19 protein-coding genes are annotated in these 16,726 nt (G+C 48.3%); all 19 read right to left on the bottom strand.

From position 1 onward, the window contains the following. The 19 genes from traN to BLU47_RS14775 all read right to left on the bottom strand — a co-directional run bounded on the left by traN (position 1) and on the right by BLU47_RS14775 (position 16,200). Positions 1-930: a conjugative transposon protein TraN gene (gene traN / locus BLU47_RS09500; RefSeq protein ID WP_091961703.1), complete on the bottom strand. Its 930-nt coding sequence runs from the start codon at positions 928-930 to the stop codon at positions 1-3. 80 nt (positions 931-1,010) lie between these two features. Continuing rightward, positions 1,011-2,228, bottom strand: a complete 1,218-nt coding sequence (locus tag BLU47_RS09495) for a conjugative transposon protein TraM (RefSeq protein WP_091961700.1) — start codon at positions 2,226-2,228, stop codon at positions 1,011-1,013. A 4-nt stretch (positions 2,229-2,232) separates the two neighbouring features. Then, positions 2,233-2,709 carry a hypothetical protein gene (locus BLU47_RS09490; protein ID WP_143025522.1) on the bottom strand — a complete coding sequence of 159 codons (477 nt, stop codon included), beginning with the start codon at positions 2,707-2,709 and terminating at the stop codon, positions 2,233-2,235. A 5-nt stretch (positions 2,710-2,714) separates the two neighbouring features. Beyond that, positions 2,715-3,311 (bottom strand): conjugative transposon protein TraK, encoded by a 597-nt coding sequence (gene traK / locus BLU47_RS09485; protein WP_091961694.1) that lies wholly within the window; start codon positions 3,309-3,311, stop codon positions 2,715-2,717. 25 nt (positions 3,312-3,336) lie between these two features. Further along, complete coding sequence (locus BLU47_RS09480) at positions 3,337-4,611, bottom strand: hypothetical protein (RefSeq protein ID WP_254771635.1); 1,275 nt, start codon at positions 4,609-4,611, stop codon at positions 3,337-3,339. Positions 4,612-4,624: 13 nt separating this feature from the next. Continuing rightward, positions 4,625-5,308, bottom strand: a complete 684-nt coding sequence (locus tag BLU47_RS09475; protein WP_091961692.1) for a DUF5045 domain-containing protein — start codon at positions 5,306-5,308, stop codon at positions 4,625-4,627. Next, on the bottom strand, positions 5,305-5,979 hold the full coding sequence (locus BLU47_RS09470) for a hypothetical protein (protein WP_369796973.1): 675 nt from the start codon (positions 5,977-5,979) through the stop codon (positions 5,305-5,307). Before BLU47_RS09470 ends, BLU47_RS09475 begins: the two co-directional genes overlap by 4 nt. Then, positions 5,976-6,728: a hypothetical protein gene (locus tag BLU47_RS09465; protein WP_091961689.1), complete on the bottom strand. Its 753-nt coding sequence runs from the start codon at positions 6,726-6,728 to the stop codon at positions 5,976-5,978. The genes BLU47_RS09470 and BLU47_RS09465 overlap by 4 nt, the downstream gene beginning before the upstream one ends. After that, entirely contained in the window at positions 6,722-9,586 is a 2,865-nt protein-coding gene (locus BLU47_RS09460) for a TraG/VirB4 family ATPase (RefSeq protein WP_091961687.1), read from the bottom strand. Before BLU47_RS09460 ends, BLU47_RS09465 begins: the two co-directional genes overlap by 7 nt. Positions 9,587-9,597: 11 nt before the next feature. Beyond that, positions 9,598-9,885: a DUF4133 domain-containing protein gene (locus BLU47_RS09455; protein WP_091961684.1), complete on the bottom strand. Its 288-nt coding sequence runs from the start codon at positions 9,883-9,885 to the stop codon at positions 9,598-9,600. Positions 9,886-9,970: 85 nt separating this feature from the next. Then, on the bottom strand, positions 9,971-10,327 hold the full coding sequence (locus tag BLU47_RS09450; protein WP_074759972.1) for a DUF4134 domain-containing protein: 357 nt from the start codon (positions 10,325-10,327) through the stop codon (positions 9,971-9,973). A gap of 175 nt (positions 10,328-10,502) precedes the next feature. Continuing rightward, positions 10,503-10,853, bottom strand: a complete 351-nt coding sequence (locus BLU47_RS09445; protein ID WP_091961681.1) for a hypothetical protein — start codon at positions 10,851-10,853, stop codon at positions 10,503-10,505. Between the two features lie 110 nt (positions 10,854-10,963). Next, entirely contained in the window at positions 10,964-11,257 is a 294-nt protein-coding gene (locus tag BLU47_RS09440; RefSeq protein WP_091961678.1) for a DUF3127 domain-containing protein, read from the bottom strand. 41 nt (positions 11,258-11,298) lie between these two features. After that, complete coding sequence (locus BLU47_RS09435) at positions 11,299-11,742, bottom strand: hypothetical protein (protein WP_091961675.1); 444 nt, start codon at positions 11,740-11,742, stop codon at positions 11,299-11,301. A gap of 20 nt (positions 11,743-11,762) precedes the next feature. Continuing rightward, positions 11,763-12,197, bottom strand: coding sequence for a hypothetical protein (locus BLU47_RS09430; RefSeq protein WP_091961672.1), 435 nt, complete (start codon positions 12,195-12,197; stop codon positions 11,763-11,765). Beyond that, positions 12,178-12,873 carry a ParA family protein gene (locus BLU47_RS09425; protein ID WP_091961669.1) on the bottom strand — a complete coding sequence of 232 codons (696 nt, stop codon included), beginning with the start codon at positions 12,871-12,873 and terminating at the stop codon, positions 12,178-12,180. Before BLU47_RS09425 ends, BLU47_RS09430 begins: the two co-directional genes overlap by 20 nt. A 725-nt stretch (positions 12,874-13,598) precedes the next feature. Further along, positions 13,599-14,882 (bottom strand): relaxase/mobilization nuclease domain-containing protein, encoded by a 1,284-nt coding sequence (locus tag BLU47_RS09420; protein ID WP_091961667.1) that lies wholly within the window; start codon positions 14,880-14,882, stop codon positions 13,599-13,601. A 113-nt stretch (positions 14,883-14,995) separates the two neighbouring features. Continuing rightward, on the bottom strand, positions 14,996-15,379 hold the full coding sequence (locus tag BLU47_RS09415) for a hypothetical protein (protein ID WP_091961664.1): 384 nt from the start codon (positions 15,377-15,379) through the stop codon (positions 14,996-14,998). Between the two features lie 653 nt (positions 15,380-16,032). Further along, the gene (locus BLU47_RS14775; protein WP_176780526.1) at positions 16,033-16,200 is read right to left on the bottom strand and encodes a hypothetical protein; all 168 of its coding nucleotides are present in this window, start codon (positions 16,198-16,200) and stop codon (positions 16,033-16,035) included. Positions 16,201-16,726 lie beyond the last annotated feature (526 nt).

The raw sequence follows: 16,726 nt of genomic DNA, 5'->3' as shown, positions 1-16,726 counted from the left end.
TTATCTGTTGATGTTAAACGGAAGACGGCGAAGCAATCCCTTGTCGAAACCATCGGCATTGAGGATGTCCTCGTATTCAATGGGGATATAGATGACACGTCCTGAAATCTGACGCTCGGCAATCTCAATCCTCAGAACCTTTTCGTCTGGGAACGTCAGCTTAGGCAAAACGATGACGTTTCGATAAGCCTTCTTGAAGCTATGCGCACTATTCAAAGAGTAAGTCGGAGTCAGCTCAATAGTCTGTGAGTTGGTGGCCTTAGCCTCCTTCTTGTCTGTCAGTTTGATGCGTACCTCGTCGATGTCATACTTGATCTTTGTGCGATTATAGAGTGAGTAGTCAATGAAATAGTAGTCATTCACCGTATAGATGTTATTTACCACAGCACGGATGCCGTTCGCGGTATAATGGATGTTGTTATAGTTGGGCTGACTGCCATAGATGGCCCAGGCGTATGCGGCCATCTCACTCTCAGGCATCAGCACGTCAGGGTTCTTGTAGCGTTTCATCTCGTCCAACTGAATGCGGTAGATGCTGTTGGCACAGGCAGGGCCAGCTGTATAGACCACATCATACTGAGCCAGATGACGCTCACCAATGACGGTTATCGTACCCACCAGTTCGTGGTCGCGCATCCTTGAAGACGGCTTTATCCGCACAATGTTATCCGCACACTGGTTGCCGACTATCTTATCCGTTGACATATCCACCAGCTTGATATTCTCCGGCATGATGACATGCGTAGTCACGTTCTCATTGACAAAGATGACATGGTTACGCTCAATACCCGGCATACAGTAGCCGTCTGTCTGCATGGTATAGATATACCTTACCTTGACGGAATCCTTCTTTGCTTCCGTATTCTCTTGGGCATTAGCCCCTGCCGACAGGGCTACCAAGCCCATGACGGCCAAAACAATTCTCTTCATACTGAATTTCTGATTTACTGTTTTACTGTAATTCATAATTTCTGATTTTCTATCTTTCTGTAATTCTGTCTTTCTTATTTTCAGTCTTTCTGCGCATCCTTGTTAATCAGATAGACGATGGTGTTGTATTTGATACGTGCCTTATTCTTGCGGATATTGCCCGAAATGGCCGTAGATGCGGACTGGTACATATTCTGTAGAGCTTGTAATGCTACTGCCTCGCCACTAAGACCGCCACCATAGCCACCATCCAAGCTGATATTGCTCTGCATGGCCTGCGCTCCTGCATCCTTCATCATATCTCGGAAAGCGGACTCAGGCACATAAAAGCCTTCCATGCCGTCGTTGTCAAAAACAGAGAGGCTGACCTTGATGAACTTGTCCCCCACAAGAATGCTGGTGATACTGGCCATGACACGCTGCTGCCCGAAGCCAGTGACAATGCCATAGAGGTAAGTTCCCTTTTTGAGTCGTACATCCTTGATGATGACATCATCGAGGAGTTTGAAGCGGAGTCGTGTACCCTCATGCGCCTTGGTGGTCTTGTCAATCATCGCCTTAATCAGCGGAGCATCAGCCGCCTGCTGGTCATTGATGGTATTGAACATCGAGGCACTGGCATCATCGGCTTTCTTCACAACCTCTGGCTTCACCTCGTTCTTCTTACGTTCCTCAGCCAGACGCTTTCGTTCTTCCTCTGCCTTACGCTCTTTCTCTTCCTCATCAGCACCGAAAGTTCGTTCCAGTACCCGCTGCCGTTCAAGGCTGCGCTGCTGTATCTCCTCCAGTTCACGGGCATAGTCATCCATTTCGGCGTTGCGTCCGTTACGGCTGCCAGCACCTCTGCCACCATAGGCACCACTACCTCCATAGCCGGAACCGCCATCATATCCGTAGGAATTGATGTGCTTGCGCGACTCTGCCAGACTGCGCTCCAGGTCTTCGAGTTCTTTCTGCTTACGTGTTCGCTTGGCATTCTCAGCATCGATGTCGTTCAGTTCACTCTCGGAGTAGCCGCTCATCGTACTGTCGGCTTCCTCCTTGTCATCACCCAATGCGCCGATGGCGGTATAGGCACCGTCCTCGCTGAAGTGCTTGTTCATTTCAGTCATCTTGTTACCCATCTCCTCATTGGCGGCATCGGGCAGCGACATGTTGATGTTGTCCGTCACCACGCCCTTCTTCGGGTCGTCACTTCCCTTGGTAAACTGGGATATTTCGTAAGCCAGGAATACGATGGGAAGAAGGATGACCAGCGGGAAGATGTACTTCGGCTGTTTCAAATTCAGTTTCTTCATTTGTCTATTGTCCTTTTTCTAAGTTGTTTACTATCAGTTCCAATTGCTTGTACTTGATGACAATCTGCAGGGAGTCATCATGCGTCTTGCGGGGCATCCTCACCAAAGAATCCAGTTCATGCTTCAATGCCTGGCCTTTCCTTGCCATCTCCTCCACCTGACTTACCTGATAAGCCTTGGCATTCTGGATCTGCTGCATACCGATGAACATGGGTTCTACAGGCTCTACACCTGTCATGAAGTTGTCGGTCTTGTCAGAATCCGTACCCAAGGTGAGGAATGCGCCGATGATAAGGGAGAACAGGAGGCAACCGACGGTAATCAGCATGGTATCACCCCTATTCTCATCTGCCCACTTGTTTGCCTTGGCCACCCGCTCACGGACTTTCCATTTGACAAAGAGCCTCCAGAGCAGAATCCTGAAACACCGGGTTGCCCTCGACTCTTTCCTGGCTTTCTTGTCTTTTCTAAACAGTCTCATAGCCATTAATAGTCAAGATCCTTGTTCTCCAATGTACGCCAGTTGGTCACGAGCAAGCCATGTGGATTGTTCTGTGTCCTTGGTACGGTCTCAATGCCCCCCACCGTAACGATGGAGCGTTTGACATCGCGGGAACGGCGTTTGATAATCTGCGTACCGTAATACTTGAACTTGCGTTCATGCTCGTCCAGATTGATGGAATCACAGATGATGGTACAGACAGCTGATGACGAAATGATGTCGGAATAAAAGCCGTTCTCGTCCATGGCCTGCTTCTGCTTCATAGCCGTACCGTCTGCCATGTAAAGTGCCTTGCCTACCGTCCACTTGATATAGTCATCGTCCGGGGGAAGGTTGAAGAAATACTGATGGAAGAGCTGGATATGTGCCTTGGCTTCCATCACGAAGTTGGCCTCCTGCTTGGCGCGTTCGGCCAGAAAGGGAATGTCACCGTCGATGACATAGATCTGTTCCCTCTCATCAGTGACCAGCTTGGCGCAGTAGAATACGGTGACGGCACATATCACCGTGCATCCTGCAATGGTGGCAAAGACTGTCATCAGCGCCAGCCTGGTCTTTTGTTCTAAACTCTGTATTAACATAATGTGAATCGTAGAAATAAAATGTTTATATCCTGTTGAAAGCCTCCTTCGCAGACTCATCACGGACAGTTACCCGTCCGCTCGCATGCTGCTCATAGACCTTGCCTCCCTCAGTCTTGCTGTTGATGACAGGGCCATTCAGTCCTCTCTCGCCCAGACTTCCTACTACTCCTGCAGCAGCTGCACCGCCGGACAGAACCATAGCACCACCAGCAATACCACCATAGATACCACCTGCAACACCTGCCGTAGCCACTGAGCCTGCTGCGCTGCCTGCACTGGAGCTGACACCACCGGGAATCAACCATGAGGCAACCTCTGGCACAAAGCGAAGGATAAAGGCACCAACGAGCATACCCATTGCATACATGCAGTTAGAGCCGATGCCCTGAAGACCGAGTGCGCCTATCTGGCTCCATGTATTCACCTGACCCTGCAACAACTTGGAATAGGCAGTAATATCCTCTTGAAGATTGTAAAGCAGGATGAAGTCGATATAGTACAGGCACATATAGGTCACGAATCCCCAAAGGGAAAGAGACAGGTACTTTGAGATCCATTGTGACCAGGCATTACTCCAAGGCGGCACTATCGAGAGTGCAAACATGATTGGTGCGAACATCGCAAGGATGGTCATAAAGATACGCTGTGCCACCAAGATACCATAGTAGGTCATCTGGAAGATAAGCTCACCGATAAACCTAATGACATCATTGATCCATTCCGACACCTTGGTTTCTGCTGCCACCGCTGCCTGTTGCGCATACTTGTTGATGGTAGAACCAAGATTTTCCATGCTGTAGATCAGTTTGTCCCACCAGTGGGCATCCTGTCCGATCTCCTGAATCTGCTTGGCCGTTTCTACGCTGTCCTGTACCTCACGTAGCCGTTTCAGATACTCTGCCTGCTTCTGAGCTACTTTGAGTTCCATAGCGGCAACCTGTTTGTTCTTTGCCTTGGCCATTGCCTTGGTGGTGTTCTCCAGAGCCTTGCCAGGCACCTGAAGCTCAGAGCATATCCAACTACTCGACGTGATACACATCGACAATGCTATGATTCGGGCCAGTTTCATGACATCCATAGCCCTGCGTCCAAGCATCATCATCCAGCATTCGTAAGAGCCGACACACAGAGCCAGCAGCAGACCGAGGACACGGGCATAGCCTACTGTGTCACCAAGAATGGCTGACTTCGGGAATGACTCCATCGCCACGAGCAATTTGTCAAGGCTCTCATCGATGGACGGCAGTCCCATGGTGAGGAACAAGTCCGATACGCTTAATAATAAATCCGTTGTCATCTTTAGTCCCTCCTTACTTGTAATAGTTCTGTGCCATGCCTACCAGATGGGCGGTACGGCTTACCAGTTCCTCCATCTGTTTCTTGGCATCAATGTAACCCTTCTGACGCTTGGCATTCTCCAACTCATAGCCGATGCCCGTCTTATGCAGATAGGCAATGTTCTGGCAGATGATATTGTTCTGGCGTGACAGTTCATCGACCTGGGCTTTCATCTTGCCCTTGCTCCTGGTCATGCAGAATACCAAACCCTCAGAAATGCTGTTCTGCATACGGTTGAAGTCATCCTTGAAGGACTTATAGACCAGATCGACGTTGCGGTCAGCCTGACGAAGCACGTCCTCCTTGTGAAGTTCCTCGATGTACTGTCGTTCGTCCTCGACCTTCTTCATCTTCTGCCGTTGCGTCTCTTCCGAGATAACACGCACAGGCATGATACGCTTTACATTGGAGTCCTCCTCTTCGAATTCGACATAAAGTCCACTATGGAAACCCCTCCATCTCCAGTGGAGCGATGCCCCGCTGTAGTTCTTGTGAAACAGATAATAATACCAATCGGGAGCAAAGTCCCAGGGGCCGTTCTCCATCGACTTCCATTGTTTCTCCTTCTGGTCATCGTGAGAAATCTGTACCCACTGTGCTGACATTCCCATCGGCAAGAGTGCCAAAAGGGAAAAGATTAATAGTTTCTTTCTCATACTTTATTCCATTGATTGATTAGTCCTGTTGCAATCTCATCAGTGACCTCGCTGTTCAGAATGTCCCAGATGTAATCATAGTGAAAGCCTCCGACAGCCACGATACTTGCCCAGCAATAGGCACTGTCTATGATGCCTCGCATGGTGTCTATACTTGTCTTGATGGAGTTCACAAGATTCAGTTTCTCGTCCATGGAAGCCTTCATCACGTTCAGGCCGCTGGCAGTCATCGTCAGGTAAAGTGCTTTGATGTTCTTGATCTCACGGGAACAGGCAAGGTTCGCTTCTGCGAAATACCAGGCTACCATCGGCTTCTTCGTGGAATACTGAACTGACAATTGGGCAAACTCGGAGTACTCCTGAATGAGCTTATACATGCTGCTGGCCGTGTAGCTAAGACTTGCTGCCAGCAGGACATAAGAGTAGCCGTTGGAGAGCTTGGAGTCCAAGGTGGTACGGGCATCATTGAACTTGTTGGCACCCTTGGTCACCATAGACTGCTCTCCGAAACTGACGGCAATCTTATCCCTTGCAGCATCCTCTTCACCCTTTATCATCTTGTGAAGACTGATCAGGGCCTCGATGGTTGGGAAATCCTGCGGCCACTCAATGGCTAACGCCTTTCCCTGTATAAGGAAGAAGGCCATCATTATCAGAATGATCCTTCTCATGTGCCCAGACCCTCCCAGTCGTTAATCAGTCCTTCAACCATGTTCTTGCCTGTGAAGTAGGTTGCCCATGAATCACAATCGATGGCCAGCAGGAGATTGTTCATGTCGCTGCAATACTGGCACATCATCGTAATGGCCTCCATCTTGTAGCGTATCTCCAGCAGATGGGTGTAGATACGGTTGGCCAGTGTCAGACGCTCATAGCGGTCAATGAAGTTATAACCGTCGCCGTTACCACTGGCGGCTGTCCCGACATTTGGGACATCCTTACTCTTCTTGATAGGGTTCTTCACCTTGCCGTTGTTGACAATATCCACGAAGTCCTTGACCAGCGACTCTGTTTCCAGTACGATGTCCGTCACCTCTTTGAGGCAGATGACATAGTTCTTGCCGGGCGACTTGTTCATATACTTCAGTACGACTGGCACATCTTTGAAGATTTCGGCCACACAAGAACCAATCTCCACATAATACTGTGACTCTGCACCGAAACCGCTGACATTTTCCATCGACATCTTGTAGAGTTCCTTGATGGTGGCCATCGTTGCCGTGTACTGCATGATCTTCTGCTGCTTGGAATTGATGGAGTCAAGCCTTGTGTTATGCTGACTCTCTATCAGTTCCTGTGAGGCGGCATTAGCGGTAACGGCTCCAGTCGTCCAAGGGTCAAACACTACCTTCCATCCTGCATGTGCTTGTACAGACAGCAGGACTGCGCCTAATACGATTGCTAATCTTGCTCTTACCATAGTGACATAATGTTTTGATGATTATTGATTTGTCTGGCAAAGTCGAGGTACTTTCCTACATTTGCCTTCTTACGGTCTTTCTCGATTTCTATGATGGCCTGTTGGATATTGCCGAAGTGACGTTCATAGATTTTCAGGGCTTCCTTCTCCAGTCGTTCAGTGGTATAAGCCCAGTAGCACTCAGGCGGTTCTTCTACTCCGAATACGTCCCAAGTGTCACCACGGCGAATCCATACCTCACGGAAATAGGCACGGCCTTCCTTGTTCTTCAGACTGTTGATAGTGAAGATCTGCTGAAGCTGTACCTGTGTCAGTCCGAGTTGGTCGGCCACATCCTGATAGTTGTCCTTGAACTTCGACTGGTCGAGAAGGATGGTCACGTCGGCATTGGCTACGACGGCTTTCTTCAGGATGTCCGATGAAAGCAAGTCCTCCAACTCCTGTGTCACCACGCCTGCGATACCGTTGAACTTACGGACAGTCTTGAAAAGGAACTGCAGGTAGGCAGCCATACGGGGTGTGGCAACGGCCTTCCATGCCTCTTCGATGATGATGGCCTTGCGACCTTTCTTCAGGCGCATTTTTTGTAGGAACACATCCATGATGATAAGCACGACGATAGGGAAAAGGACAGGATCCTCTTTAATCTTGTCAATCTCGAATACGACGAACTTCTGTTCAAAGAGTGAGGCGTCGGCATCGTTATTCAGCGTGTATTCCAGCTCACCACCCTTGTAGAAACGACTGAGCAGAGCCGAGAAATCAGCAATTCTGAACTTTACATCCTTATCCTTGCAAATCTGTGGGATGCGCTCGATGGCAAAGTCATAGAAGGAGTTGAAGGACAGCGTAGTCACCTTCAGCTTGCGGCGGCGCTCCTCCATACGGTCAACCTCCTCGTTGAGTTTCATGAGGTAGGTTCCCTCCATCACTTCTGGAGTTAGACGGGAAAGCTGGTTCTCTGCTGCAGCAACCTCTCCAGCAGATGCAGCCTTGTCATTGGCCAGGTTCTGAAGCTTCTCCACCCAGCGGCGTTTCTTCTCCTTCTCCCTGCGCATTTTCTCCTCAGTTTCATCTGATTGCTCAGTCTGCTCGACAGGTTCAACTACCTCTTGTTGCTTCTCCTGCTCTGCATACTTCTTCTCCAACTCTTCCTCAAACTTGTCGTATTCACCATTCATCTTGTGCTTCAGGGTCAGCAGATGGATGATATCCTGACGCTCCTGCTCAGTGTACTTCTCGAAGGGATGGAAATATGCCTCGTAATATTCCACGATGACCTGGTTAACTACCAGCTCCTCCACGTCATCAGGGGCTTTCTCACCGATATAGATGAGGAAGATAAGCGTTTTGAGGAAGTTCTTCTTCTCTCCGAAGTTATCGTCATACTCCTGACGGGTAATCTTGAACGGATTCATGGAGATTGGCCGTTCCTTGGAGTAGGTGATATAGGTTCCCTTGTAGTATCGGCAGATACCTTCATAGGAGTCACCTGTATCGACCAACACAATGTCGGTGTCCTGGATCAGCAACTGACGAACCACACTGTTCATATGAAACGATTTTCCACTACCAGATGGCCCGATACATAGGAAGTTGGCATTGTTGGTATGTTTAATCTTACCCTCCTTACCCGTGAAGTCGATACCGATGGGCAGTCCGTCACGGTCAGTATAATAGACCAAAAGGGGTGATAGTTCCGTCTGTTTGGTATGCTCCTTGAAAAAGAGGCAGACGGCAGCATCCGAAAGTGTCAGGAAGAGGTCATAGTCGGGATTGAAGGTGTAGGCATTGCCGGGAAAGGATGCCTGAAACAGCTCCAATTGGTTATAGGCAGTGCGTGACGGCATGATACCACAGCCATATAGCTTTGTCTCGATGAACGATGATACAGGTGTGACTTTGTTCAACGGACAGCTGACGATGATGTTATAGTTGGTGTTGACCAGCAGTTTATTGTCTGCTGCCAGCATATCCAGAACTGCGTCGATGTCTGCCTTGGCAATCTTGTTGGAAGGGTCAGGCATGGAGCCGTGACGCTTCGACTTGCTCTCCAGCTTGCGCTTCAGCTTCTGTTGGGCTGGAATCTGGATGACCTGATTGTAGATGATGCAGTCTGCAAAAGGAACATTGGTCATGAAGCCGAACAGATCGGTGGCGATGCGGTAGCCATTGATTGGAACCGGCAGATAGGGCTTTACCACTGTTGGCATGTCGATAACGTCCACATCAACCAGTGAGAAGGAGCGCACGGCACGGTCGCCGATGGTCAGGAACTCATCACTGGCCTTGAAATTGTTGACGCTGAAAGCACCGTCCTTGAAGTTGATGGTCATGAAACGGTGCAGATAGTCGGACACGTCGGTTTTGTTCAGCTTATAGAACCAGATGTTCTTGTCAGAGAGGATGTCGCACACCTTCGCCACCTTTGCGTGGAAGTCCAGCCACTTCTTCGGGTCGTACTTGACGAACATGTTTTTTCCTGCTTCCTGTGTGATGATGAGGAAGGTGCGGATGTCGGTATATTCCCTGCCCTCGAAATAGCGGAAGTAGCTCTGAGAAAGGAACTCCATTTCGGGCGGGATGTCATGATGATAGCCTCGCTTGCAGAAGATGTCCTGCTTCTGGAGGGCATAGCCCTCACCAAGCGTCTGGACGATATTGCTCAACACGTCACAAAACTGCATATACAGCTCTGCATCGGTGCTGAAGCGAGGCACGGGGTTCTTTATTTCGAGAATGACAGAGCAGTCGCCTTGCTTCGACCAGAGTACGGTGTTCAGATGTCTGCCGCGCTCGTCGTTGATGTCCTGAAGCTGGGCAAAGAGCTTGTCAAACGGTCTTTTCTTGTTTGCCATTGACAGTCGCTTTAATGATTGTACAGGCCCTGATAGACGAAGATTCCCCTGTCGTGCCGCTTGGCATGGAGTCCGCTGCGCTGCTTGACGTAAATCGTGATCAGTCCTGCGATGGCCAGCACAATCATGGCGATGAAGCCTGCCAACTTACCAATGAGGATGGAGAACACGATAAAGCCGATGAACGACAGTCCGATGGCTCCGGCGGCATAGGAAAGGAACCTGCCTCTGATTCCCATGAACTCCAAAGGACGCTGAAGCCCCTTGAAGACAGGATAGCCGTTGTAATTACCTTGCATGATAGTGTCTCTTGAAAACAAAGGAAGGAAATGCCCTGCTGTCGAAAGACGATGGCGAGGGCATCTCCTTCTGTCACGTCCTGCTTTACTTGAAGAACATGGGAAGAGCCTCCGACATGGCGATGAATGCCACGCATCCGCCGATGGTCATCATAATGGTCTTCTTCACATCCTGGTCGCCGTTCTGCATCTTGAAATAGACGTTGAAGGCACCCACCAACACGATGACGGCTGCGATGGCCTTCATCAGGTTGGCTACGGGGGTCTGATACGACGAGATTTCCGTCGTGGCCTTGGTGAAGCCACCTGCACCCTTGCTGCTTGCATAGGTTGCGACGGCACAGAAGAGGAACATGCCTACGAATGAGGCGATGCGCTTCTTGGGGAGATTCTTCCAGCCCTGCTGAAGGGCGTTCTTAATGGGGTTAACTACTTGTAACATAATTGTTTGAAAAGTTTTAATTTTAAATTCTATGTTACAATTTAAAGCACCACGTGTAGTGTGGGAAGGAAGCCTTAACAGGACTTCGGAGCATCAGCCCTCTGGCCGAGCTGCGGCATCATTCCCACTATAGCCGCTAACAAGTTAAAGTACAATATCAAAGCTGTCTGCCAGCTTATGCGGCCTCCGGAACCTCGTTCCAGTCGGCAAGGAGCTTACCGAAAGGACAGTCCTTGCCTTTTTCAGCAAGTTCGTCCACCTTGGGTATCAGCTCTTCGATTTCAATACCTCCACTCATAACTTCTTGTTCTGATTCTTCTTCCTTGGTCAGTTCCTTCTTCTTGTCCTTCACAATGTCCTTGGGGTGGAACTCGGCAGCCTCGCTGCTGATGTCGATTTCCTCTTCCTCTACAGCGGCCTCCAGAGGCAGCTCGTCCTTCTTGAAGAACTGGTCGTAGGTAATCATCCCGACATAGTAAAAGAAATAGCCGAAGAAAACAACCGTAAGTAAATTACCGAATGTCATACTTTTCTCTGTGCATATTGTTTGTTATCCTGTTTCCTCCGTCTCAAATCCACAGCCTGCCTGCCATTGACAGGACAGGGCTGCGGATTCTCTGAGCGAAGAAAATGAGCTTATGTAGTTGCAGCAGGGACGGGTGCGTCAAGACTCTCCACGTTCCAAGCTCTGTTGCTGCCATACCAGTGACCGTCCTTCTCGTCGGCGCGAGGGTCGTAGCTGACTTTTACGCGCATCTGCTCCTGAAGGGCATACTGTTTGATCTTGTCCTCCCCGAAAACGTCAAATAGACAACGTTTGGGGTACTGCTCTTCGGTTTCCAGCACATACTGCTGGCTCTTCCAACCTCCTCGTGCAGATGTGCCGCTCTTCTCCGGCAACACTGCGATAATCTTACCTTGAATTTCCATTTGCTTGATTACTTTTGATGTTTATTACTTGTGCCGGATGGTCATGCACCCAGCCACGTTTGCTTGTAAATCACTGCCGGTACGCTCCATGGGGCGAAGTCCAGTCCTGCCTTACGGGCATTCTCTTCACGGTGGCGATGGCGTTTCTGCTCTGGAGTGTAGTAGATGGTGTTGCTACCTCGCATCACGATATAGCCGTCATTCTTCAACTTGGTGCGGTACTTCACCTTCCTGGGGTTGGTGACCAGCTTGATATTGGTGTGCTGGTCCAAGCCAAAGACGATACGCGCACGTTCCTTCTTTATCAGTTTCCTACGGATTCTGGAGCGTATTTCTTTTTCTTCTTCCTTGGTGCGGGTCAGGTGGAGTCCTGTGACAACACGCCTGACAGTGCTCTTTGAGGTGTGTGTCGCCTCTGCTATCTCAACCTGCGAGAAGGTGGGATAGAGTTCTCTAACAGTTTCTTCATATTCGTTCTTGCTCATATCCTTGTCATTTTAGATGCTCATATCAGGCTGTCGTGCTGCTTGATGCACTCACGAAGTTCCTGCTTGTTCAGTATGATGAAGGAGCGAAGGATGGCGTTTATGGTGTCGGTGGCTGACATACGGTTGATGTCGCAAGCCTTCAGTGCGGTCACAATGTCCTCGTCAATCCAGTACATCTTCCGTCCGTCCTTCTTCACTCGGTAGCCATAGCCCTCTCCACATTTCAGAAAGGTGTTCCACCACTCGTTGCCCTCCTTGGGCATGGCGGTTGGTGTTGGCTTATGCTCAGTATTCACCCTTGGAGTCGGTTCGGCAACTGGCTCTTCCTGCGGCCTCTGTACAGGGGCGGCATTCTGTTTCTGCCGTCCCTGTACGTCGAGAACGATACCCTCAATGTCATCGGGTAGCGTCATCAGGTCGTCCGAGGTCATTTCATTTACCTTCTTTGCCATAGCCGTTCTCTCCAAAGATGTTGTCATAGATGCAATCAAAGGCAGGTGTCACAATGGACTTTTGGGTGTCCATTAGTCCCATCGTGTTATATCGCTGCATTTCCACACGCTGTTCAATCTTGGGGGTGACGATGCCGAACTTCGACCACTGCTCATCGGTCTCAGCCCAAAGCTTCTTTTCCCTCTCTGTGCCGTAACGCTTGTCGTGCTTGTTGACGATGAAGAATATCTTAGTAGCCATCGACTGCACACGCTTCTTCAGCTGCAGGATGAAGCCAAGGAAGGTCACGGTGGAGTTGATGGAAGTGGTCTCGTACTGATAAGGACATACAATATAGTCGGTCTGTACGAAAAGGGGAATGAGTCCCTGCTGGGCGAGGTTGCCGGGCGCGTCAATGAGTACCACACCATTAAGCTGGCGCAGATTCTTCATCAGATTCTTGACATTCTCAGGGTCTGCGATGCTGAAAGCCTGTACCTTGTACTTTTCCTTCTGGTCTGGGTACTTCTTGTAGTCAGCCTTACGCTTCTCAAAGATGGTCTGCTGACCGTCGCAGTCAATAACGATGGTTCTCTTGCCTCGGTTTACCAAATAGTTGGCAAACAGGGTACACAGTGTTGTCTTGCCTACGCCGCCTTTTTGGTTGGCAAACGTGATGATTGTTACTTCGCTCATAATTAATCGTCAATTTAAAGATGAATACTTGTTCTCTTCACTCTCTTTGGCTGCCGATAGTGACAGTCTTGACAGGCTCCCTTTTTTGTAGGCCAATTCTTACGAGGAGTCGGGCCCCAGAACAAGTATTCGTTGACGATGTACCAGTCATCACACACCCACTTTCGGGTGGTCAACCATTGATTTCGGGTGCAAAGTTACGCATAATAATTGAAACTGCCAAACAATTATTCAGAAATTTATAGTTTTGATATTTAATAATATCTAATTTTCCTAATTTTATCACATTAGAATACATAATACACGGAATTTTGTTACTAATTTAGAAATATGCCAATCTATCCCCTCTTGTTTATCGATGCAATCTTCTGGATTAAACATATCAAGAACTATTGATAATTATATTGTGGTTATTAGACAACTATGAATAGTAGTATTAATTATGCTTAATAATGATAATAATGATTCTTATTATTTGCATAAATGAGAATTTTTTGTAATTTTGAACAAAATTCTCATTTATGGGTAAACAATCAGATAGCATTGTCGCAAAGCGATTCCTAAAAATGGAGATGCTCCGTAGGGGCATCAGTACTGAGAAACTTCAGTCGCTTCATAATAAAAATAATCTGAATATCCAATGATTAATGGAATAAACTTGTAAAATTATAGAAAAATGGGACTGTTTTATTAAAAATCGACCTTTTCCCTTCTCAATACAATTCCTATCGTTTCAACTGCTGCTCATCATCGATGTCATTGTAACGAGTGTTGTAACCAACTTCCCACTCGCGGTTCTGATCTCGTGAGCCTTCCTTGGTAATAGTGGGCTTGCGCAGACGAGGATTGTTTGAGCGCTCGGGCTTTGGCTCTTTGTTGTGGTGATGGACTGTCGGATGCTGTTCGAGGGGATGCTCCTGCTGCCAGGCCTTGCGGTCGTTGGCTCGAAGGGTTTCTACCTGATAGTCCTGCAGGTCTATAAATTCGTCACCGTATGCGATGCGGCCTTTGGATATGTGGGTGCCGAACTGGCGGCGAAGCATACGGTTCAACTCGTGGGTGGTCAGGTCGGGATTGTCCTCCAGCATCGCATCGATAAACTCGTCCATGCGGTGCAGGCGTTCCTCCTTTGACTGGAATTGCAGGAGTTCGCAGAGCTTCCACACGTTGCCACCTTTGAAGACGGTCTTGGTCTGGTGGTCGATGATGGTATAGCCGTAGGGCTTGTCCTTGGAACCATGGAAAACGAGGTCGATGCCAAACTTCTCTTTCATCAGGGTGCGGAGTTCGTCTTTGTCGGCGGTCATGTCGCGGTACTTCTTCAGGATGGCACGGAGCTGTCGACGTCGCTTCTCATCAGGCTCGAAGGATTGCAGGTGCGACTGGACGGTGGCCATCGGCAGGGTGTCGATGACGTGGCCGTCGCGCTTGATGCAGAGACTGTCATCCTTCTCGTAGCACTCATAGCCGCTGGATTCGAGGATGGACTTGAACTGGTTGACGGTGGAGAAGCGGTAATCCAAGGCTTTCTTCACGGCATCGGATGCCCGCTGCTCCTGGTTCTCGCCCATAATGCGGTTGATGACTTCCTGAGAGCGGATGCGTTCCTGATTGTGGTCTATCTTGTGGCCATCGGGAGCCACACGGCTGGTGACGATGTGCAGATGATTGTTGTCGGTGTCGTGGTGAGCATAGATCAGAACAGGCTGGTTGGGGTCGCCATAGCCCATTTCATCGAGATATTTGTGGGCTATCTCCAGCAGTTGCTCATGGGTATATTCGTTTCCTCGGCAGGAAATGGCGAGGTGGAACTGGGGTTTCTGGATGCGATCATTATACTGATAAGTGTAATCGATGAACGCTTGTTTCAACTCTTCGGGTGTATAGTTCTGGTCAATGAGGTCGAAACCTTTCATCTCCAGAAGCTCGGCAACACCCTCTGAGACCTTTCGCTCGTTGTAATCGACAGCATGGAAGGTGGTGCTCGACGGTAGAATTGTTGCTATCATTTGCAGAATTACTGAAAAATAGAAATTATGAAATACAGTAATTCAGAAAGACAGAAAATATTAAAGAGACAATTTAAAGCGGCTCTGTCTCTGAATTTCAGATTTTATGAAAATCATAGTTTTGACACTTCTTTGGCTATGTCATGTAGTTCCCCCTTTATGCTGTTGATGAGTTTCTGAATTTCTGCAACTTGGGGATAGAGGGTCTGCTCGAAGAACTGCGGAGTGAGTTCTTCAGCGATTGCCAGCTCATTGGCTCGCTTGACAGTCTGGTTGAAGTTACCGCCAAGCCAGCTGAGTTCCTGCTGGTATTGGCGATAGAGGGCTGTCATTTCCTTCAGAGCCTTGACTTTGCCGTGGGTGGCGGTGTCGTCGAACTGTCTGACGGCATCGCGAATCATTGCGCTGACAGCCTTATAGCGGGCTGCTTTCCTCATGAATAGGGCATCCTCCTCTGGAGAGAGCCTCACTTTTCTTACGATAGTTCTCTTGTCCATTATTCCTTATATATAAGATACGAGTTGCGAGTATCGGCATCCCCAGGGCGGCAGCTCTGGCAAGGTGACTTTTTGGTCAGCAAATCCCGTCAGCGGGGTTTGTGGCCACAAAAGTACAACTTGCTATTCTGTTTCCGCAGGATTCGTCTTGCGGCTTGCTCGTCTGTTGCCTTGGTGGGCTGGCCTCGCATCTACAAAGGTACGGATTTTCGTTGATGTGGGCAAACATTACGTATCGAAAGTTACGATGAAATCAGCCGTTTCAGAAAGATAGAGTTTCTGATTTACTATCTTTCTGAATTACTGATTTGCTGTATTTCTTATTCTCTGAATATCTGAATTACTGATTTTTTGAAAATATGAATTTCAGTATTTCATAAACTTTGAATGATAGATTTGCTTAAACTCTGTCTTTCTTAATTTCTTATTTACTGAATAACTGAAACTCTTATTTTCTGTATTTCATAAAAACTGAATAACTGAATTTATGTACTTCATATTTACTGAATGATAGAATTGCTGAAAGATAGAATTACATAGTTTATAAGTTTATGAATCTCTGAAAATATGTCTTTCTGCATCGAGGGAAAAGAATGGATGGGGCGGCAGATGGAAGCCGGAAGCCTTGGTGGTCTCGCGGATTTTGTGTATCTTTACATAAACAAAACGTAAGTAGTATGCAGATATTTGTACTGTTCTTCATGCTCGGCTACGGCATTGTACTTGGAGCATTTAAGATACTCGCATGCATCGCCAAACTCGGATGGCTTCTGGCGACGCTTCTGTGCCGTGTAGTCGGCGAATTGGCTGGCGAAGTTCACTGCTAAGGGTAGTGGCCATCGACTGCTGAGAGCCAGATTTCAAGTTTCAACGCTTGGAGCCTGGCCAATATTTGTGTTCCTTTCGCTCGATGAAATGGACAAAAAAGGGGACTTTACTCACATGCTCAAAAGATGGCAAGACGAGGTGCTTTCGCTTTTTGAGCTGGTTTTTCGGCAAAAAAGTTGCATCAGGCTAAAAGGGAAAAGAAGTCTTGGCACTCTATCATAGAATTGCATAGAACATCGAACTTAGGAGAAAATGCGCTGAAATGTGCCTGAAAGCCTCGATTTTCTTTTCCCTTTGGTAAATCCATCGTATCATAGACCTTCATCTTTTTCCCTTTAAGCCCAGCCGCCTCTCTCGTGCGCGTATAAAGCTTTATTTATTAAATTATTTATTATAGCTTTATTTAAAGGAAGCCGAATTATGTGTATTTACAGGGTTTTCAGGAGTTTTTTCAGGAGAAAATGCGCTGAACTTAGGAGGTTTTGCGCTGGAAGTTAGGAGATTTTGCGCTGAACTTAG

The sequence above is a fragment of the Prevotella sp. tc2-28 genome (genome assembly GCF_900107705.1).
Lineage (GTDB): Bacteria > Bacteroidota > Bacteroidia > Bacteroidales > Bacteroidaceae > Prevotella.
The sequence above is the reverse complement of the archived record's forward strand: the minus strand, read 5'-3'. Positions and strand labels throughout refer to the sequence as shown.